This is a genomic window from Jiangella aurantiaca (genome assembly GCF_004349105.1).
Lineage (GTDB): Bacteria > Actinomycetota > Actinomycetes > Jiangellales > Jiangellaceae > Jiangella > Jiangella aurantiaca.
The window spans coordinates 28,054-43,765 of the sequence record NZ_SMLB01000053.1; the positions used below are offsets into that span (position 1 = coordinate 28,054).

The 15,712-nt window shown below is 73.2% G+C and carries 17 protein-coding genes; 6 read left to right on the forward strand and 11 right to left on the reverse strand.

All coding sequences use genetic code 11. The features are described 5' to 3' along the window. Positions 1 to 20: 20 nt before the first annotated feature. From E1262_RS25590 to dinB, 4 genes are all read right to left on the reverse strand, one after another. Positions 21 to 1,022, reverse strand: coding sequence for an aldo/keto reductase (locus tag E1262_RS25590; RefSeq protein WP_203454421.1), 1,002 nt, complete (start codon positions 1,020 to 1,022; stop codon positions 21 to 23). Positions 1,023 to 1,094: 72 nt separating this feature from the next. Continuing rightward, positions 1,095 to 2,396: an RNA polymerase sigma factor gene (locus E1262_RS25595; RefSeq protein WP_132106967.1), complete on the reverse strand. Its 1,302-nt coding sequence runs from the start codon at positions 2,394 to 2,396 to the stop codon at positions 1,095 to 1,097. Next, positions 2,389 to 2,751, reverse strand: a complete 363-nt coding sequence (locus E1262_RS25600) for a YciI family protein (RefSeq protein WP_132106969.1) — start codon at positions 2,749 to 2,751, stop codon at positions 2,389 to 2,391. The genes E1262_RS25595 and E1262_RS25600 overlap by 8 nt, the downstream gene beginning before the upstream one ends. A 131-nt stretch (positions 2,752 to 2,882) precedes the next feature. Beyond that, entirely contained in the window at positions 2,883 to 4,079 is a 1,197-nt protein-coding gene (dinB, locus tag E1262_RS25605) for a DNA polymerase IV (protein WP_132106971.1), read from the reverse strand. Between the two features lie 88 nt (positions 4,080 to 4,167). On the opposite strand from dinB, the gene E1262_RS25610 reads away from it, so the two are divergent. Genes E1262_RS25610 through E1262_RS25620 form a run of 3 tightly spaced genes read left to right on the forward strand, consistent with a single transcriptional unit; the run spans position 4,168 to position 6,340 of the window. Continuing rightward, entirely contained in the window at positions 4,168 to 4,764 is a 597-nt protein-coding gene (locus tag E1262_RS25610; RefSeq protein ID WP_132106973.1) for a helix-turn-helix domain-containing protein, read from the forward strand. Between the two features lie 2 nt (positions 4,765 to 4,766). Beyond that, complete coding sequence (locus E1262_RS25615) at positions 4,767 to 5,510, forward strand: SRPBCC family protein (protein ID WP_132106974.1); 744 nt, start codon at positions 4,767 to 4,769, stop codon at positions 5,508 to 5,510. Positions 5,511 to 5,539: 29 nt separating this feature from the next. Beyond that, the gene (locus E1262_RS25620; protein WP_132106975.1) at positions 5,540 to 6,340 is read left to right on the forward strand and encodes an alpha/beta fold hydrolase; all 801 of its coding nucleotides are present in this window, start codon (positions 5,540 to 5,542) and stop codon (positions 6,338 to 6,340) included. Here E1262_RS25620 and E1262_RS25625 read toward each other — a convergent pair. Beyond that, entirely contained in the window at positions 6,330 to 7,751 is a 1,422-nt protein-coding gene (locus E1262_RS25625; protein ID WP_132106977.1) for a DHA2 family efflux MFS transporter permease subunit, read from the reverse strand. The genes E1262_RS25620 and E1262_RS25625 overlap by 11 nt on opposite strands. 131 nt (positions 7,752 to 7,882) lie before the next feature. Here E1262_RS25625 and E1262_RS25630 point away from each other — a divergent pair, with 131 nt between their 5' ends. Next, the gene (locus E1262_RS25630) at positions 7,883 to 8,884 is read left to right on the forward strand and encodes a sigma-70 family RNA polymerase sigma factor (RefSeq protein ID WP_132106979.1); all 1,002 of its coding nucleotides are present in this window, start codon (positions 7,883 to 7,885) and stop codon (positions 8,882 to 8,884) included. On the opposite strand, the gene E1262_RS25635 is transcribed toward E1262_RS25630, so the two are convergent. Together E1262_RS25635 and E1262_RS25640 are read right to left on the reverse strand one after the other, a co-directional pair. Further along, the gene (locus E1262_RS25635; RefSeq protein ID WP_132106981.1) at positions 8,835 to 9,410 is read right to left on the reverse strand and encodes a DnaJ family domain-containing protein; all 576 of its coding nucleotides are present in this window, start codon (positions 9,408 to 9,410) and stop codon (positions 8,835 to 8,837) included. The two genes, E1262_RS25630 and E1262_RS25635, sit on opposite strands and share 50 nt — an antisense overlap. Positions 9,411 to 9,435: 25 nt before the next feature. Then, a complete protein-coding gene (locus E1262_RS25640) occupies positions 9,436 to 10,329 on the reverse strand; it encodes a bifunctional helix-turn-helix transcriptional regulator/GNAT family N-acetyltransferase (RefSeq protein WP_132106983.1) in 894 nt (297 codons plus the stop codon). Positions 10,330 to 10,374: 45 nt separating this feature from the next. Between E1262_RS25640 and E1262_RS25645 the strand changes: the two genes are divergently transcribed. Further along, positions 10,375 to 11,127: a 3-hydroxybutyrate dehydrogenase gene (locus E1262_RS25645; protein ID WP_132106985.1), complete on the forward strand. Its 753-nt coding sequence runs from the start codon at positions 10,375 to 10,377 to the stop codon at positions 11,125 to 11,127. A 56-nt stretch (positions 11,128 to 11,183) separates the two neighbouring features. On the opposite strand, the gene E1262_RS25650 is transcribed toward E1262_RS25645, so the two are convergent. From E1262_RS25650 to E1262_RS25665, 4 genes are all read right to left on the reverse strand, one after another. Beyond that, on the reverse strand, positions 11,184 to 12,059 hold the full coding sequence (locus E1262_RS25650) for an alpha/beta hydrolase (RefSeq protein ID WP_132106987.1): 876 nt from the start codon (positions 12,057 to 12,059) through the stop codon (positions 11,184 to 11,186). Next, complete coding sequence (locus E1262_RS25655) at positions 12,056 to 13,114, reverse strand: alpha/beta fold hydrolase (protein ID WP_132106989.1); 1,059 nt, start codon at positions 13,112 to 13,114, stop codon at positions 12,056 to 12,058. The genes E1262_RS25650 and E1262_RS25655 overlap by 4 nt, the downstream gene beginning before the upstream one ends. Before the next feature lie 63 nt (positions 13,115 to 13,177). Continuing rightward, the gene (locus tag E1262_RS25660; protein ID WP_132106991.1) at positions 13,178 to 14,176 is read right to left on the reverse strand and encodes a Gfo/Idh/MocA family protein; all 999 of its coding nucleotides are present in this window, start codon (positions 14,174 to 14,176) and stop codon (positions 13,178 to 13,180) included. Positions 14,177 to 14,242: 66 nt separating this feature from the next. Beyond that, positions 14,243 to 15,157, reverse strand: a complete 915-nt coding sequence (locus tag E1262_RS25665) for an SDR family oxidoreductase (RefSeq protein ID WP_132106993.1) — start codon at positions 15,155 to 15,157, stop codon at positions 14,243 to 14,245. Between the two features lie 194 nt (positions 15,158 to 15,351). Between E1262_RS25665 and E1262_RS25670 the strand changes: the two genes are divergently transcribed. After that, positions 15,352 to 15,712: DUF3500 domain-containing protein (locus tag E1262_RS25670; RefSeq protein WP_132106995.1), on the forward strand; the 361-nt coding region annotated here is incomplete at its 3' end.

The following is a 15,712-nucleotide window of genomic DNA, read 5'->3' on the forward strand; positions in this document are numbered from 1 at the left end:
GGAACCCTTACCCGAGAACGTCAGGGACGCAACGGCCCCGTGCCCGCGGCGTTCGCCGTCACGGCCGCCGCGATGTCGTCGAGGTCGGCGTCGTCGAGCTCCAGACCGGCCGCCGCGACCCAGCCGTCGATCTGGCTCGGCCGGCGGGCGCCGACGATGGCGGCGGTGACGCCCGGGACGGACAGCGTCCAGGCAACCGCGAGCGCGGCCACGCTGACGCCCCTGCGCTCGGCGATCGGCCGCAGGTCCTCGACCAGCGCCAAGTTGCGCCGCAGCCCCTCGCCGGCGAACTGCTCGCTGCGGCTGCGCCAGTCGTCGGCGCCCAGCGACGCCGCCCGCTCGGCAGTGAACGACCCGGTGAGCAGGCCGGAGGCCATCGGGCTGTAGACGATGACGCCGGTGTCGTGCTCGGCCGACCAGGGGATGACGTCGGCGGCGGCGTCGCGTCGGATCACGCTGAGCGGCGGCTGCAGGGCGTCGACGTGCCCGACGGACTCGGCCGCGTCCAGCTGCTTGACGTCGTGGTTGGACAGCCCGGCAGCGCGGATCTTGCCCTCGTCGACCAGATCGCGGAACGTCGCCCAGTACTCCTCGACCGGTGTGCCGTCCTCGGCGGGCCAGTGCATCTGGAACAGGTCGACGCGCTCGACGCCGAGCCGCCGCAGGGAGCTCTCGACGTCGCGGCGGATGCTGTCGGGCCGGCCCACTCGGCTCGCCGGCTGCGACCGGTCCGCTGGGTCCCACACCAGCCCGCCCTTGGTGAAGACGTATGGACGATCGTCCGGCGGGAGGTCGCGCAGTGCCCGCCCGACCACCTCCTCGGAGTGGCCGAGCCCGTAGACGCCTGCGGTGTCGATCCAGTTCACGCCGGACTCCACCGCGTAGCGGATGGCGTGCACGGACTCGTCGTCGTCCTGGGGCCCCCAGGCGTGCGCCCAGTCGCCGCCGCCGATGGCCCACGCGCCGAAGCCCACGCGGGTGAGGTCCATGCCGGTCTGGCCTAGTGGTGCGGTCTGCAACATGCTGTCAGCTTCAACCGGTGCCGGCCGTGCTGTCCAACAGGAGGAATCGATCGCATCGAGAACCGGCGGCGATCAATCGCCGCGGCCGCCCCGCAGCAGGAACTCGCGTTCCGCCGTGCCGGGGGCCAGGGCGGCCGCCCGCGCGTAGGCGGCCGCGGCGTCACCGTGCCGCTCGAGCCGCCGCAGGAGGTCGGCACGGACGGCGTGGTACGGCTGATACTGGTCCAGCTCCAGCATCTCCACCAGCGCCAGCGCGGCCGCCGGGCCGTGGACCTCGGCGACCGCGACGGCGCGATTGAGCGCCACGACCGGAGTCGGCGCCACGGCCAGCAGCTGGTCGTACAGCGCGAGGATCTGCCGCCAGTCGGTCCGCCCGGTGGAGACCGAGTCCGCGTGGACGGCGCTGACGGCGGCCTGGAGCTGGTACTGCCCGGGACGGTCGAGGCGCAGGCACGCGCGGACGATGGCCTGGCCCTCGGCGATGAGCTCGCGGTCCCAGCGCGTGCGGTCCTGTGCGGCGAGCGGGACGAACCCGCCGTCGGGCCCGATCCGTGCCGCTCGGCGCGACTCGGTCAGCAGCAGCAGCGCGAGCAGCCCCGCGACCTCCGGCTCGCCGGGCAGCTGCGTCACCAGGATCCGGGCAAGCCGAACCGCCTCACCGCACAACTTTGCCTCCCCGCTCGCGCGTGGCCTCGCGGCCGGCTGCCACGGCTTGGCCTCCCCGCTCGCGCGTGGCCTCGCGGCCGGCTGCCACGGCTCCGGCCCGGCCGGACTCGTCACGCCCGCGTTGTAGATGAGATAGACCACGGCCAGGACCGGTTCCAGGCGAGCCGCCAGCTCGTGCGCCTCCGGCACCCGGTACGGGATCCGGGCCGCCTTGATCTTGCGTTTGGCCCGCACCAGCCGCTGTGCCATCGTGGCCTCGCTGACCAGGAACGACCGCGCGACGTCGGCCGTCGACAGGCCGCCGAGCAGCCGGAGCGTGAGCGCCACCTGCGCCTCCCGGGAGAGCGCCGGATGACAGCAGGTGAAGATCAGCCGGAGCCGGTCGTCCCGTACGGGCCCGGGGTCGTCCGCACCGCCGAACCCGTCGTCGTCCCGCCCCGGCGCCAACAGCGCCAGCTCGCCGAGCAGCTCCCGGCCGCGCGACTCCCGGCGCAGCCGGTCGATGGCCCGCGTGCGCGCGGTCGTGGTGATCCACCCGCCGGGGTTCGGCGGCAGCCCGGCGGCCGGCCAGTGGCGCAGTGCGACGGCGAACGCCTCCTGCACCGCGTCCTCGGCGAGGTCGATGTCGCCGAACGCCCGGATCAGCGCCGCGACCGATCGTCCGGACTCCTCCCGGAAGATCCGTTCGATCCGGGCGGTGTCAGGCATCGGCCACCGCGACGAACGGCCGCACCTCGATGGGGACCTCGATGGCCGCGGTGACCTTCGCGGCGAGCGCGAGGGCGGCGTCGAGGTCGTCGGCCCGGATGACGTAGAAACCGCCCAACTGCTCCTTCGACTCCGCGAAGGGACCGTCGACGGTCAGCACCTCGCCGCCGGACATGCGCACGACGGTGGCGGTGTCGGGCTCGTGCAGCCGCCCGGAGAAGACCCAGGTGCCCGACGACCGCATCCCTTCTTCGATCTCGCCGAGCCGCCGGTGCGACTCCTGCATCTCCTCGTCGGTCATCGGCTCGCGCGGCTCGCCCGCCACGCTGTGGACGGACAGCAGGTAGTGCGGCATGGTTCCTCCTCGCGACGGCGGGTGGATCCCGCCTCCCACCTCACTACGAATGGGCCGAGCCGAAATCGACACTAGCTCTCTTTCCCTTGTGGGACTCGCCGCCGCCCGGGACCTCGCGGTCGGCCTCGGGGCTAGTCAGGCAGCATGGGCATCACGACACCCTCGTCCCTGTTCAGCAGGACGGCGCGGGTGACGGCGCGCGAGCCGAACCGGTCGCGGACATCGTCGACGGTGGCGTCGAGCGCGCTGCCGCCATGGCGGTCGATGGGCAGTGGCAGCTGGAGCGGGTCGTCGTCCTCGAGGTTGCTCAGCGCGACGCCGACCAGCGTCAGCCCGCGCCGCTCGATCGTGGGCGCCACCGCGGCGATGAGATTGCGGGTGACGGTGAGCAGCTGGCCGGTGTGCGACGTCGGCTCGGCAAGGGTGTGCGAGCGCGTCGCGCGGGTGTAGTCGTCGAACCGCAGCCGCAGCACGACGGTGCGGCACACCCGGCGGGCACCGCGCAGCCGCCGGGCGACGCGGTCCACGATGCCGACGACGACGGCGTCGAGCTCGGCCGCCGACCGGCGCCGGCTGCCCAGCGCGTGTTGCGACCCGATGGAGTGGCGCCGCTGGCCGACGACGACGCGGCGCGGGTCGCGGCCGATCGCCAGCGCGTGCAGGTGCCGGCCGGCCGCCGGGCCCACGATGGCGACCAGCGACCGCTCGGCCAGCTGGGCGACGTCGCCGACAGTGAAGATGCCGCGCTGCCGCAGCTTCACCGCGGTCTTCTCCCCCACGCCCCACAGCCGCTCGATCGGCAGCGGGTGCAGGAACGCCAGCTCGCGCTCGGGCTCGACCACCAGCAGGCCGTTCGGCTTGGCCACCGCGCTGGCCACCTTGGCGAGGAACTTGGTGCGCGCCACGCCGACGGTGATCGGCAGGCCCACGGTCCGGAGCACCTCGGCGCGCAGCCGGGCGGCGATCTCGGCCGGCGATCCGGAGATCTTCGCCAGCCCGCCGACGTCGAGGAACGCCTCGTCGATGGAGAGCCCCTCGACCAGCGGCGTGGTCCGCCGGAACACCTCGAACACAGCCTCGCTGGCGGCCGAGTAGGCCGACATGCGCGGGGAGACGACGACGGCCTCCGGGCACAGCCGGCGCGCCTGCCGGCCGCCCATCGCCGTCCGCACTCCCCGCGCTTTGGCCTCGTAGCTGGCCGCCAGCACCACACCCATGCCCACGATGATGGGCTTGCCGCGCAGGTCGGGGTCGTCGCGCTGCTCGACCGACGCGTAGAAGGCGTCGAGGTCGGCGTGCAGGATGGTCGCCCGACTGGCCACGAACACATGTTCGCATCAGATCATCGAGATGCCAACACTTCCGACAGCTGTCATCGCCTTGACAAACGGATTTGTCGGTGGCACGCTTCTCGGCATGCAGGACGTCACGGTGATCGAGGACCCCGCAGCGGCGGAGGCGTCGTTGGACCCCATGCGGACCCGGCTGCTGGCGGAGCTCGCCGAGCCCGGGTCGGCCACCATGCTGGCCGCACGCGTCGGCCTGGCCCGGCAGAAGGTGAACTACCATCTGCGCACACTCGAACGGCACGGCCTGGTCGAGCTGGTCGAGGAGCGGCGGAAGGGCAACGTCACCGAGCGCGTGCTCCAGGCGACGGCGGCGTCGTACGTCATCTCTCCGGTGGCGCTCGCGGCCGTGCAGCCGGACCCGTCGCGGTCGCCCGACAAGCTGTCCGCCCGCTGGCTGCTGGCGCTGGCGTCGAAGCTGGTCCGCGACGTCGGCCTGCTCCTTACGGCGTCCACGACGGCGCGCAGGCGGGTGGCCACATTCGCCGTCGACGGCGAGGTGCGGTTCGCCTCGCCCGCTGACCGGGCCGCGTTCGCCGAGGAACTGGCCGGCGCGGTCACCGCGCTGGTCGCCAAGTACCACGACGAGTCCGCCGAGGGCGGGCGCACGCACCGCCTCGTCGTCGCCGTCCACCCGAGTGTCGACGCCGCGTCGAAGGAGGCCTGACGATGGGTCACGAGTTCCGGTCCACGCACCAGGCCGACCTCGACGCCACTCCTGAGGAGATCTGGCAGGCCATCGCCACCGGCCCCGGCATCGACTCGTGGTTCATGGGCCGGGCCGACGTCGAGCCGGGTCCCGACGGCAGCGTCCGGATCGACTTCGGCGGCTACGCGCCGGCGCACGACGTCACCGCGTGGGAGCCCGGCAAGCGGCTGGCCTACAGCACCGAGCCGGCGCCCGACGGCCGGTTCGTCGCCTACGAGTTCTTGCTCGAGGGCCGCGACCGCGGCAGCACCACGCTGCGGGTGGTCGCCAGCGGCTTCCTCCCCGGCGACGACTGGGCCGACGAGTTCGAGGCGATGTCGCGCGGCCACGAGATGTTCTTCCAGACGCTGTTCGAGTACCTCACCCACTTCGCCGGCCGCACTGCCACGCCCGTCACGGCGTTCGGCCCGCCGGTCGCCAACTGGGAGCGCGCCTGGGCCAGGCTGCACGCCGAGCTCGGGCTCAGCGCACCGGTCGCTCCCGGCGACGGCGTCCGGCTGCGGCTCGCGGACGGCTCGGCCGAGGACGGCGTCGTCTACTACGTCAACGCCGACACCCTCGGCATCCGCACCAACGGCGCGCTGATCCGGTTCCTCCAGGGGTTCCAGGGTCCGATGATCGCCGCCCACCACGTCTTCGCCGACGACGCGCACCGCCACACCGACGACGCCTGGCAGGCCTGGCTGACCCGCGTCCTCGGTTGACCACCAACCCACCAAGGAGAGTCCCGCTCATGTCCAGCACCGTCACCTCGGCCGACGGCACGACCATCGCGTACACGAAGGTCGGCTCCGGGCCGCCGCTGATCCTCGTCGACGGCGCCTTGTGCTACCGCGACTTCGGCCCGATGGCCGACGTCGCCAAGGGCCTGGCCCCCACGTTCACCGTCTACTACTACGACCGGCGCGGCCGCGGCGAGAGCGGCGACACCGCGCCGTACGCCGTCGAGCGCGAGGCCGACGACCTCGAGGCGCTGATCGCCGCGGCCGGCGGCGAGGTGTTCATGTACGGTGTCTCGTCCGGCGTCGCGCTGGCCCTCGAGGCGGCGAAGCGGCCCGGCGCCGGCATCCGGAAGCTCGCGCTCTACGAGCTGCCGGCCGTCACCGACAACACCGCCGCCCATTGGCCGTCCGACCTGCTCGAGCGCACCGAGCAGCTGATCGCCGCAGACCGCCGCAGCGACGCCGTCAAGCTGTTCATGAAGACGGTCGGCACGCCGTCGTTCGTCGTAGCGATCATGCGGCTCACCCCGGTGTGGAAGAAGCTCAAGGCCGTCGCCCACACCATCCCGTACGACTACCGCGTGCTCGGCGACGCCGGCTACGGCAAGCCGTTCCCGGCCGACCAGTGGTCCTCGGTCACCCAGCCGACGCTGGTCATGGACGGCGGCAAGAGCCCCGAGTACATGCGCAACAGCCAGCGCCGGCTCGCCGAGGTGCTGCCGAACGCGCAGCACCGGACCCTGCCCGGCCAGACTCACATGGTGAAGGCGGCCGTGCAGGTCCCGGTGCTCACGGAGTACTTCAGCTCCTGACCACCTCGCGCGGGCGGTCCGTCGCGCCGTCCTCGGCGCCCGCCGTCGTCCGCCGCCGGGGGATCAGCAACCCGGCGGCGGCGCCGAGGAGGGCCAGCAGCGCGGCGCCGGCCAGGGCGGCGACGAACCCGTCGGTGAACGCCTGCGATGACGCGTAGCCGCCCCAGCCGGCGAACACCGCCACCAGCACGGCGATGCCGAAGACCCCGCCCAGCTGCCGGAGCATGGTGTTCGTGCCGGCGCCCTTGCCGATCATGTGCGGGGGCACGGCGCCCACCACGGAGTTCTGGGTGGCGGGGATCGCCATCGCGATGCCGACGCCGCTGACGACCAGCGGCGCGACCAGCGGTGCGTACGCCATGCCCGGCTCGGCGATCAAGGCCAGCCAGCCGAACCCGCCGGCCTGCAGCAGCAGGCCGCCGACGAGGAATGGCCGCTCGCCCAGCCGGTCGACCAGCGCACCGGCGATCGGCGCCACGACCATGAGACAGCCGGTCCAGGGCACCAGTCGCAGGCCGGCTTCGAACGGCGTGCGCCCCAGGCCGATCTCCATGAACTGGGCGATGAGGAACAGCGTCCCGAACAGCGACGCGGTCAGCAGGAACGCGGTGGCGTTGCCGGCGGAGAACGCCCGGGATCGGAAGAAGCGCAGCGGCAGCATCGGTTCCGGCGCTCGCCGTTCCCACGCCACGAAGGCTCCCAGCAGCGCGGCGCCCAGCACCAGCGCCGTCACGACCTCCGCGCTGCCCCAGCCGGCGACGTTGCCGCGGACCAGCCCCCACACCAGCCCGAACGCCGCGGCCGTGCCCAGCACGAGGCCGGGGAGGTCGAGCCCGGTGTCACCGCCGCGGGTCTCCTCGATCCGCGTCAGCACGAACGGCAGGACCAGCAGCCCGAGCGGCACGTTCAGCCAGAAGATCCACTCCCACGACGCGCCCTCGGTGATGGCCCCGCCCAGCAGCGGCCCGCCGACCACCGAGAGGCCGGTCACGCCCATGAAGATGCCCATCGCCCGGCCGCGGCGCTCGGGCGGGTACGCCGCGCTGAGGATCGCCAGCGACAGCGGCATCAGCAGCGCGGCGCCGGCGCCCTGGGCGGTCCGGGCCGCGATCAGCCAGCCGATCCCGGGCGCCAGCGCGCACGCCGCCGACGCTGCGGTGAACACCAGCAGGCCGATGGCGAACAGCCGCTTGCGGCCGTACCGGTCGCCCAGCGCCGATCCGGTCATCAACAGCACGGCCAGGCTCAGGCTGTAGGCGGTGACCGTCCATTCCAGCTCTTCCAGCGTGGCACCGAGATCGGACCTGATGGTGCTCAGGGCGACCGTGACGATCAGGGTGTCCAGTGCGACCATGAGTGAGGCGATCGAGGTGAGGGCCAGCACCCAGGCCCGGTGTGAGCGCGAGCTCATCGTGCGACTCCTTCGGTTTCATGAATCCGTCACCCAGGCAGATCCGCGAGCACTCCGGAACTCGCCGCACCGATGACTTCCCGAGGCCGGGCGGATCTGTACCGATGGAGAGCGCACGACGAGGAGGATCGATGACCGTGATGTCCGAGGCGCGGGCCGACGAGTTCGCCCGGCAGACCGACCCGTACCGCCGGGAGCTGCTGGCCCACTGCTACCGCATGCTCGGCTCGCTGCACGACGCCGAGGACACCGTCCAGGAGACGTACCTGCGGGCGTGGCGCGGTTACGACGGGTTCGAGGGCCGGGCGTCGCTGCGGACCTGGCTCTATACGATCGCGACCCGGGCCTGCCTGCGCGCGCTGGAGAGCCGCGGCCGCCGCGCGCTGCCGTCGGGGCTGGGCAGCCCGAGCGCCGACCCGGACGCGCCACTCGACCCGCCGCTCACCGATGTGGCATGGCTGGAGCCGTTCCCGGACGCCGTCGCCGACTCGCATGCCGGCGACCCCGCCGCGATCGCTGTCGGCCGGGAGAGCACCCGGCTGGCGCTGGTCGCCGCGCTGCAGTACCTGCCGGCGCGGCAGCGGGCGGTGCTGATCCTGCGTGACGTGCTGCGTTGGCGGGCCGCTGAGGTGGCGCGGCTGCTCGACACGACGACGACCGCGGTCAACAGCGCGCTGCGGCGGGCACGGGCGCAACTGGCCGGGCTCGACGCGGACGGCGTCGCGCGCGTCGCGCCGGAGCCGTCCGACGCGCGGCAGCGCGAGCTGCTGGACCGGTACGTGGCCGCGTTCGAGCACGCCGACGTCGATGGGCTGGTCCGGCTGCTGGCCCGCGACGCCGTGCTGGAGATGCCGCCGCACGCGACGTGGTTCCGCGGTGCCGAGGCGATCGGCCGGTTCCTGGCGTCGCGGCTCGGCGCGTCCGGCGACATGCTGACGATCGAGACCCGGGCCAACGGGCAGCCGGCGCACGCGATGTACAAGCGCGGCGACGACGGCGTGCACCGGGCGCACGGCCTGATGCTGCTGACGACGGCCGGCGGCCGGATCGACCGGGTGACGGTCTTCCGCGATCCGGAGCTCGTCAGGGCGTTCGGTCTCCCCGGCGTCCGATCTGGCGGCGCCACCAATTGAGCCAGGTGAGCGGGCTGAGCGGGTTGCCGCTGCTGCGGGCCTCCTCGGCGGCACGTGCGGCGGCGGCCGCCTGCTCGGCCGCGGCGGCGCGTTCCTGAGTGACCTGCCGTTCGGCGGCCAGGCGCTCGGCCCTGGCGACGCGCCACTCGGCGACGACGGCGTCGGCGTCGACCGGCCCGACCGGGATGTTCGGGCCGGACGGCGCGCGCAGCCACTGCACGATGCGCTCGTTCAGCTCGCCGACGACGTCGCGAACCGCCTGCTCGGACCGGACGTCGCGGAGCGTCTCGGGCAGCTTGTGGATCTCTTTGCGCAGCCGCAGCGGCGTCGGCAGCAGGGCGTCGGCGGACTCGCCCTCGCTGGCCAGCTTCTCGCGGATCCAGGCGTACTCGTCGCCTGGACGGCGGGGCGGCAGCGGCTTGCCGGTGAGCGGCAGGTCGTCGAATTCGCCGCGCTCCTGAGCCTCGCGGACCTGCTTGTCGATCCACGTCTCGAAGCCCATGCCGGGCGGCTTGCGTTCCGCCATGACCCCATTGTCGCAGGTCGGGTCGTCAGGCCTGCGGCGGGAGGGGCTTCTCGAACCAGTGGTGGGCGTACGGCTCGGCGTTGAACGCCGGGACCTCGGCGTATCCGGCCGACCGGTAGAGCGCGATCGCCTCCGTCAGCGCCGCGTTCGTCTCGAGCCGGACGGCGGGCGCGCCGTGCTCCGCGGCGTGCCGTTCCAGCTCGGCCAGCAGCCGGCGGCCGATGCCCAGCCCGCGCGCGGACTCGTCGACCCACATGCGCTTCAGCTCGGCCGGCTCGGCGCCGTGCAGCTTCAGCGCACCGCAGCCCACCGGTGCACCGTGCAGCGTCGCGACCAGCAGCAGCCCGGCCGGCGGACGCAGGTCGGCGGCATCGGCGCGGATGCTGCGAGCGGGGTCGAAGCCGCCCTCGAACCGCGCGTTGAGCTCGGCGGCGTAGGCGCGCAGGCAGTGCCTCGCCGCGGCGTCGTCCGGATCGGCCGGAGCGACGCGCACCGTCGCCGCCGTCAACAGGCGCTCCACCTCGGCCATCGCCGCGACCAGCCGCTCGCGCTGCCGCTCCGGCAGCGTCGCGAGCAGCAGCGCGGCGAGCTCGTCGCTGCGCTCGTCCAGCAGCCGCCGCTCGGCCCGCCCGGCGTCAGTGAGCCGGGCCAGCCGCACCCGCCGATCGGCCCCGCTGGGCTCCGTCGCCACCAGGCCGGCCGACTCCAGCGAGCGCAGCAGCCGGCTCACGTAGCCGGAGTCGAGATCGAGCGCCGTGCGCAGCGACCGCACGTCGCGGCCGTCGGCACCGATCTCCCACAGCAGCCGCGACTCCCCCAGCGGCCGGTCGCGGGCCAGGAACCGGTCGTTGAGCGCACCGACCTGCTGCGTGACGACCCGGTTGAACCGCCGCACCTGCGCGACCATCGTCTCATCCATTCTCTGACCGTAGTCAGATGATCCTCCAGGGCATAGAGTCCGGCCATGGTGGAACTGGATCTGACCGAGCGGCGGGCGCTGGTCACCGGCGGCGGCAGCGGCATCGGCGCCGCGGTGGCCCGGCGGCTGGGTGCGGCCGGCGCGCACGTCATCGTCGCCGACGTCGACGGCGAGCGCGCGGCGTCCGTGGCCGGCGACGTCGGCGGCGAGCCGTGGCAGGTGGACCTCGCGGACACCGCCGCGCTGGCGAGTGTCCAGCTCGACGTCGACGTCCTGGTCAACAACGCCGGCATCCAGCACGTCGCCCGGCTGGAGGAGTTCCCACCGGACCGGTTCGCGTTCATGCTCCGGCTCATGCTCGAGGCGCCGTTCCTGCTCATCCGCGCCGCGCTGCCGGGCATGTACGCGCGCGAGTGGGGCCGCGTCGTCAACATCTCCAGTGCGCACGGCCTGCGGGCCAGCCCGTTCAAGTCGGCCTACGTCGCCGCGAAGCACGGACTCGAGGGGCTGTCGAAGGTGACGGCGCTCGAGGGCGCGCCCCACGGCGTCACCTCGAACTGCGTCAATCCCGGTTACGTCCGCACGCCGCTGGTCGAGGCGCAGATCGCCGACCAGGCCACGGTGCACGGCCTGCCCGAAGACCGCGTCGTCAGCGAGATCATGCTGGCCAACGAGGCGATCAAACGCCTGATCGAGCCCGACGAGGTCGCCGAGGCGGTCGCCTATCTCGCCAGCCCGGCCGCCCAGTCGATCACCGGCACCGACCTCGTCATCGACGGCGGTTGGTCCGCCCGCTGATTTCCTTTCCCTTGTGGGACTCGCCGCCGCCTGGGACCTCGCGGTCGGCCTTGGCCTTAGACCGAGGTGCCGACGGCGTACGCGATCAGCCGGACCGCCTGGGGTTCGAACAGGACGGTGTAGTGGTTGACGCCGCCGGCGGGGATGACGCGGACCGTCGGTGGCAGGCCAGCCGCCGCGATGCGGCCGGCGTCGAGCAGGCCCTGCGGCTCGTCCTGGACGCCGCGCGCGGCGTACAGCAAGGTTGCCGGCACCGTGCCGTCGCGCAGTGACCGCAGCACGACCGGGTCGGCCAGGACGTCTGCGCCGTCGGCCCGCACGGCGTCGAGCACGCATGACGAGCGGCGCTCGCCTTCGGGACCGACGAGGTCGTGCCGCAGGTAGGCCGTCAACAGGTCGCCGTACGACGCATCGAGGGCCGGGCCGATCGCCGGATGCTCGCGCCAGAAGTCCAGATAGGCGGCCTCGTCGGCGAACGTCATGGTGAGGCGCCGCATGGCCGGCCCGATCACCTGGTCCAGCGCCGCGTCGATGTCGCCTTCCGGCGCGGGGAACCCGACGCCGCCGTCGATCAGCACCAGCGACGACACCCGGGACGGGTACAGGTACGCCGTCAGCGCGGCGACGTAGGCGCCCATCGAGTGGCCCAGCAGCACCGCCGACTCCACCCGTGCGGCGTCGAGCACCGCGACGACGTCGGCGGCGTGCGCCGCCAGCCCCCACGGCCCGCGGATCGACCGGCTGTCGGCCCGGCCGCGCAGGTCGGGTGCGAGCAGCTGGACCTGACCGTCCAGCGCGTGCGCGACCGCGCCGAAGGCGAGCGCGTTCGCGGTGATGCCGTGCAGCGCCATGACGACGGGGGCGCCGGCCGGGCCCCGTCCCAGCTCGTGGACCGCGAGCGTCCCCCCGTCGACCGCGACCCCGAGCGTCATCGGGTGTCCAGCCCGCTGACCAGTGCCGCCACGAACTCGTCCGGTTTCTCGATGTGCGGGCTGTGCGCGGTGCCGTCGATGACGGTCTCGCTGGTGACGCCGCCCGCCGCGCGGTAGGCGTCGAGGACGGCGCGGGTCTGCGCGACCATCGGCTGAGGCGGCGCCGCCTCCTCGCCCGGCCAGCCCGGCACCGCGCCGATGGAGCCGAGGTAGGCGAGGTCGAACAGCGACGTGTCGGAGACGATGACGTCGTCGGAGCCGCGGATCCAGCGGATCGGCGGCTTCGGGTCGATGGCGTCGAGCCCGTCGAGCCGCAGGTGCGTCGGCGCCATCGTGTTGAGCACGCCGCGGGTGCCCGGCCCCACGCCCGGCCAGGCGTCGGTGGCCACGGAGTCGCCGGGATAGTGGTCGTCGCCGACGGCGGTGGTCAGCATCGACTCGACGTAGGCATCGGCGTGCTCGGGCACGAACGGCGGCTTCACGTACGACGACAGCATGACCTGACGGGGCGACAGAGCGGCGTCGTCGCCACGGTCGCCGTCGCGCAGCCGTGCCACGAAGTCGGGGTTCGCCGCGCCGCCGCCGGATCCCGCCGCCGCCGGATCGGCCAGCGCGCCGTCCGCGCCACGGGTACCGCCGAACCCGTAGGGCGACACCGGGTTGACCAGCGTGACCGACGGGTACCGCGCCGGCGCATCAAGCAGCAGCTGCAGCACGACGGCGCCGCCCATGCTCCAGCCGACCAGGTGCGCCCCGTCCAGCCCGAGAGTGTCGAGCAGCCCGGCGACGTCGTCGGCGTAGTCGCGCACGCCGCGGGCAGCGTCGACCGGCAGCGTCTCGGTGCCGCCGAAGCCGCGCAGGTCGACCGCGACCGGGCGGAACCGCTCCGGCAGCCCGAGCATGGCCGGCTGCCAGAACACGCTGGACGATACGTTGCCGTGGACGAAGACGATCGGTTGCCCGGTGTCACGGCCGGCCACCGTGAGCGTGTTGACGGTGAGCCGCGGCGTCGGATGACGAGTCTCCGTCACGCCCGGCATGAGCATGGATGTCATGGCCCCCTCCTCAGGAGGATGATGCCCTACATCGCCGCACCGTGCTCGGGGCCAGCGGGCCGCCTACTCGCCGAGGAAGCGCAGCCCGATCTGCCGGCGGATCTCGTCGAGCGTCTCCATGATCGCCACCGTCTCGTCCAGCGGCATGATGTCGCTCTCGGTGGCGCCCGCGCGCAGCAGCCGGCCGACCTCGACGGCCTGGTAGCGCAGCCCGCCGCCGACCCGGGTGTGCTCGAACCGCTCCGGCTGCGACGACCCCGGCCGGAGCAGCGAGAACGATGTCGGCGCGTACCAGACGTCGTCGACCTCCAGCCGCGCCGCAGTGCCGGTGATGACCGCGCGGTTCGCCGTCCGCGCCCCCAGTGTGGTGGTGACGACGGCGTGCGCGCCACCCTCGTAGGTGAACACCGCCGACGTCTGGGCGTCCAGGCCGTTCGGCAGCAACGTGCCGGCGGCGGTGACGCCCGCCGGGCGGCCCAGCACGTACGACGCCAGCGAGACCGGGTAGACGCCGAGGTCGAGCAGTGCGCCGCCGGCCAGCGCGGGGTCATGCAGCCGGTGGCCGCCGCTGGCCGGGATGGCCTGGCCGTGGTCGGCGACCACCGTCGTGATCTCGCCCAGCACGCCCGAGCGCAGCAGCTGGTCGATGCGGCGGAAGTGCGGCAGGAACCGCGTCCACATCGCCTCCATGAGGAACACCCCGCGCTCGCGCGCCAGCTCGACGACGTCGCGGGCCTCGGTGCCGGTGACGGTGAACGGCTTCTCGCACAGCACCGGCTTCCCGGCCTCGAGCGCGAGCCGGACGTTCGCGGCATGCGCCGTCTGCGGCGTGGCGACGTAGACGACGTCGACGTCGGAGTCCTCGACCAGCTTCTCGTACGAGCCGTACGCCCGCGGCACGTCGAACCGGCCGGCGAAGCCGCTGGCGCTCTCGTCGCTGCGCGACCCGACGGCGACCACCTCGGCGTCGTCGACCAGCTGCAGGTCGCGGGCGAACGAGGCGGCGATGCCGCCGGTGCCGAGGATGCCCCAGCGGATGCGGCCGGCCGAGTCCGTCGTCATCTACTCTCCCATCCCTTCCCTTGCGGGACTCGCCGCCGCCTGCGACCTCGCGGTCGCCTCTCGGTCCTAGCGGTACCCGCTGACGTCGGCGGGCTTGCCGGCGTCCTGCACCTCCACCAAGTACCGCCAGGCGTCCGGGCGGCTGCCGTCGAGGTCAGTGAAACCATAGACCTGCGCCAGCTGGCCGCTGGACAGCGACTGCCCGTTCCACCGCGCGACCTCCGGGTCGGCGGCCAGCGCCGCGACCGCCCGGCCGACGTATCGCGGCGTCTCCGAGATCGCGAAGTGCGGCTGCCCCTCGAGCGCATCGCGCCAGTTCTGCTCGGTGACGCCGAAATGGCTCAGCATCAGCTCCGAGCGAAGCCAGCCCGGCGTCAGCGCGACCGCCGTCGCTCCGTGCGGCGCCAGCTCGTTGGCCAGGGCGAACCCCATCCGCAGCACCGACGCCTTCGCGAGGTCGTAGAAGAACGACACCCGGTAGTTCGTCGCGTTGTAGTCCGCCGTGCCGTCGGTCATCTCGACCACCAACCCGCCCGGCGTGCGGATCACCAGCGGCAGCGCGAAGTGGCTGGTGACGATGTGCGTGTCGACGGCGAGCCGGAGGACCCGCAGCCCCTTCTGCAGGGAGTGCTCCCACACCGTCTCGCCCCAGCCGAACAGCAGCTCGCCGCCCCAGATGTCGTTGACCAGGACGTCCAGCCGCCCCTGCTCCGCGTCGATGCGGTCGACCAGCGCCTTCACCTGGTCGGGCACCAGGTGGTCGACCTGCACCGGGATGCCAGTACCGCCGGCCGCGGTCACCAGCTCCGCGGTCTCCTCGATGGTCTCGGGCAGATCCTGCTCCGACCGCTGCGCCCGCGTGCTGCGAGCGGTGCAGTACACCGTCGCGCCGGCCGCCCCGAGCTCGACGGCGATCCCCCGCCCCGCGCCGCGGGACGCCCCCGCGACGAGCGCGACCTTGCCTTCCAGCGTTGTCTCCATGGACCGATGGTGACGGGCTGACACTGACAAGGACTGTCAGCGACCGTCCCACCGTCGCCATTCCCTTGCCGCAGCGATGACCCCGTTCGGCACGAAATCTCGTGTCGTACTACGTCGGCGATCGTGTCGACGGTCGAGAAACCTTGTGATGGCACCACCTGAGGGCCCGCCGGCGCCTGGCAGAGTGGTGCTCGATGACGGATCCGATGACCGCCGCGGCGACGACGTTCCTCGCCGCGCTCGACCCTGACGAGCTGGCGCGGGCGGCCGCGCCGTTCGACGCGTCCGACCGGCGCACGTTCACGTACCTGCCGCGGTCCCGGCCCGGGATCGCGCTGGGTGAGCTGACCGACCGGCAACGGTCACTGGCGCTGGAAATGCTGGCCACCGGGCTGTCCGCCGCCGGGCTCGCCGACGCACGAGCGATCATGCACCTCGAGACGGTGCTCGGTGCCGTCGAACGGGCGGCCGGCGTACCGACGTGGGAACGCCGCCGGCCCGGGCTGTACTGGTTCCGGGTGTACGGGACACCGGGGTCGGCGACGTGGGGGTGGC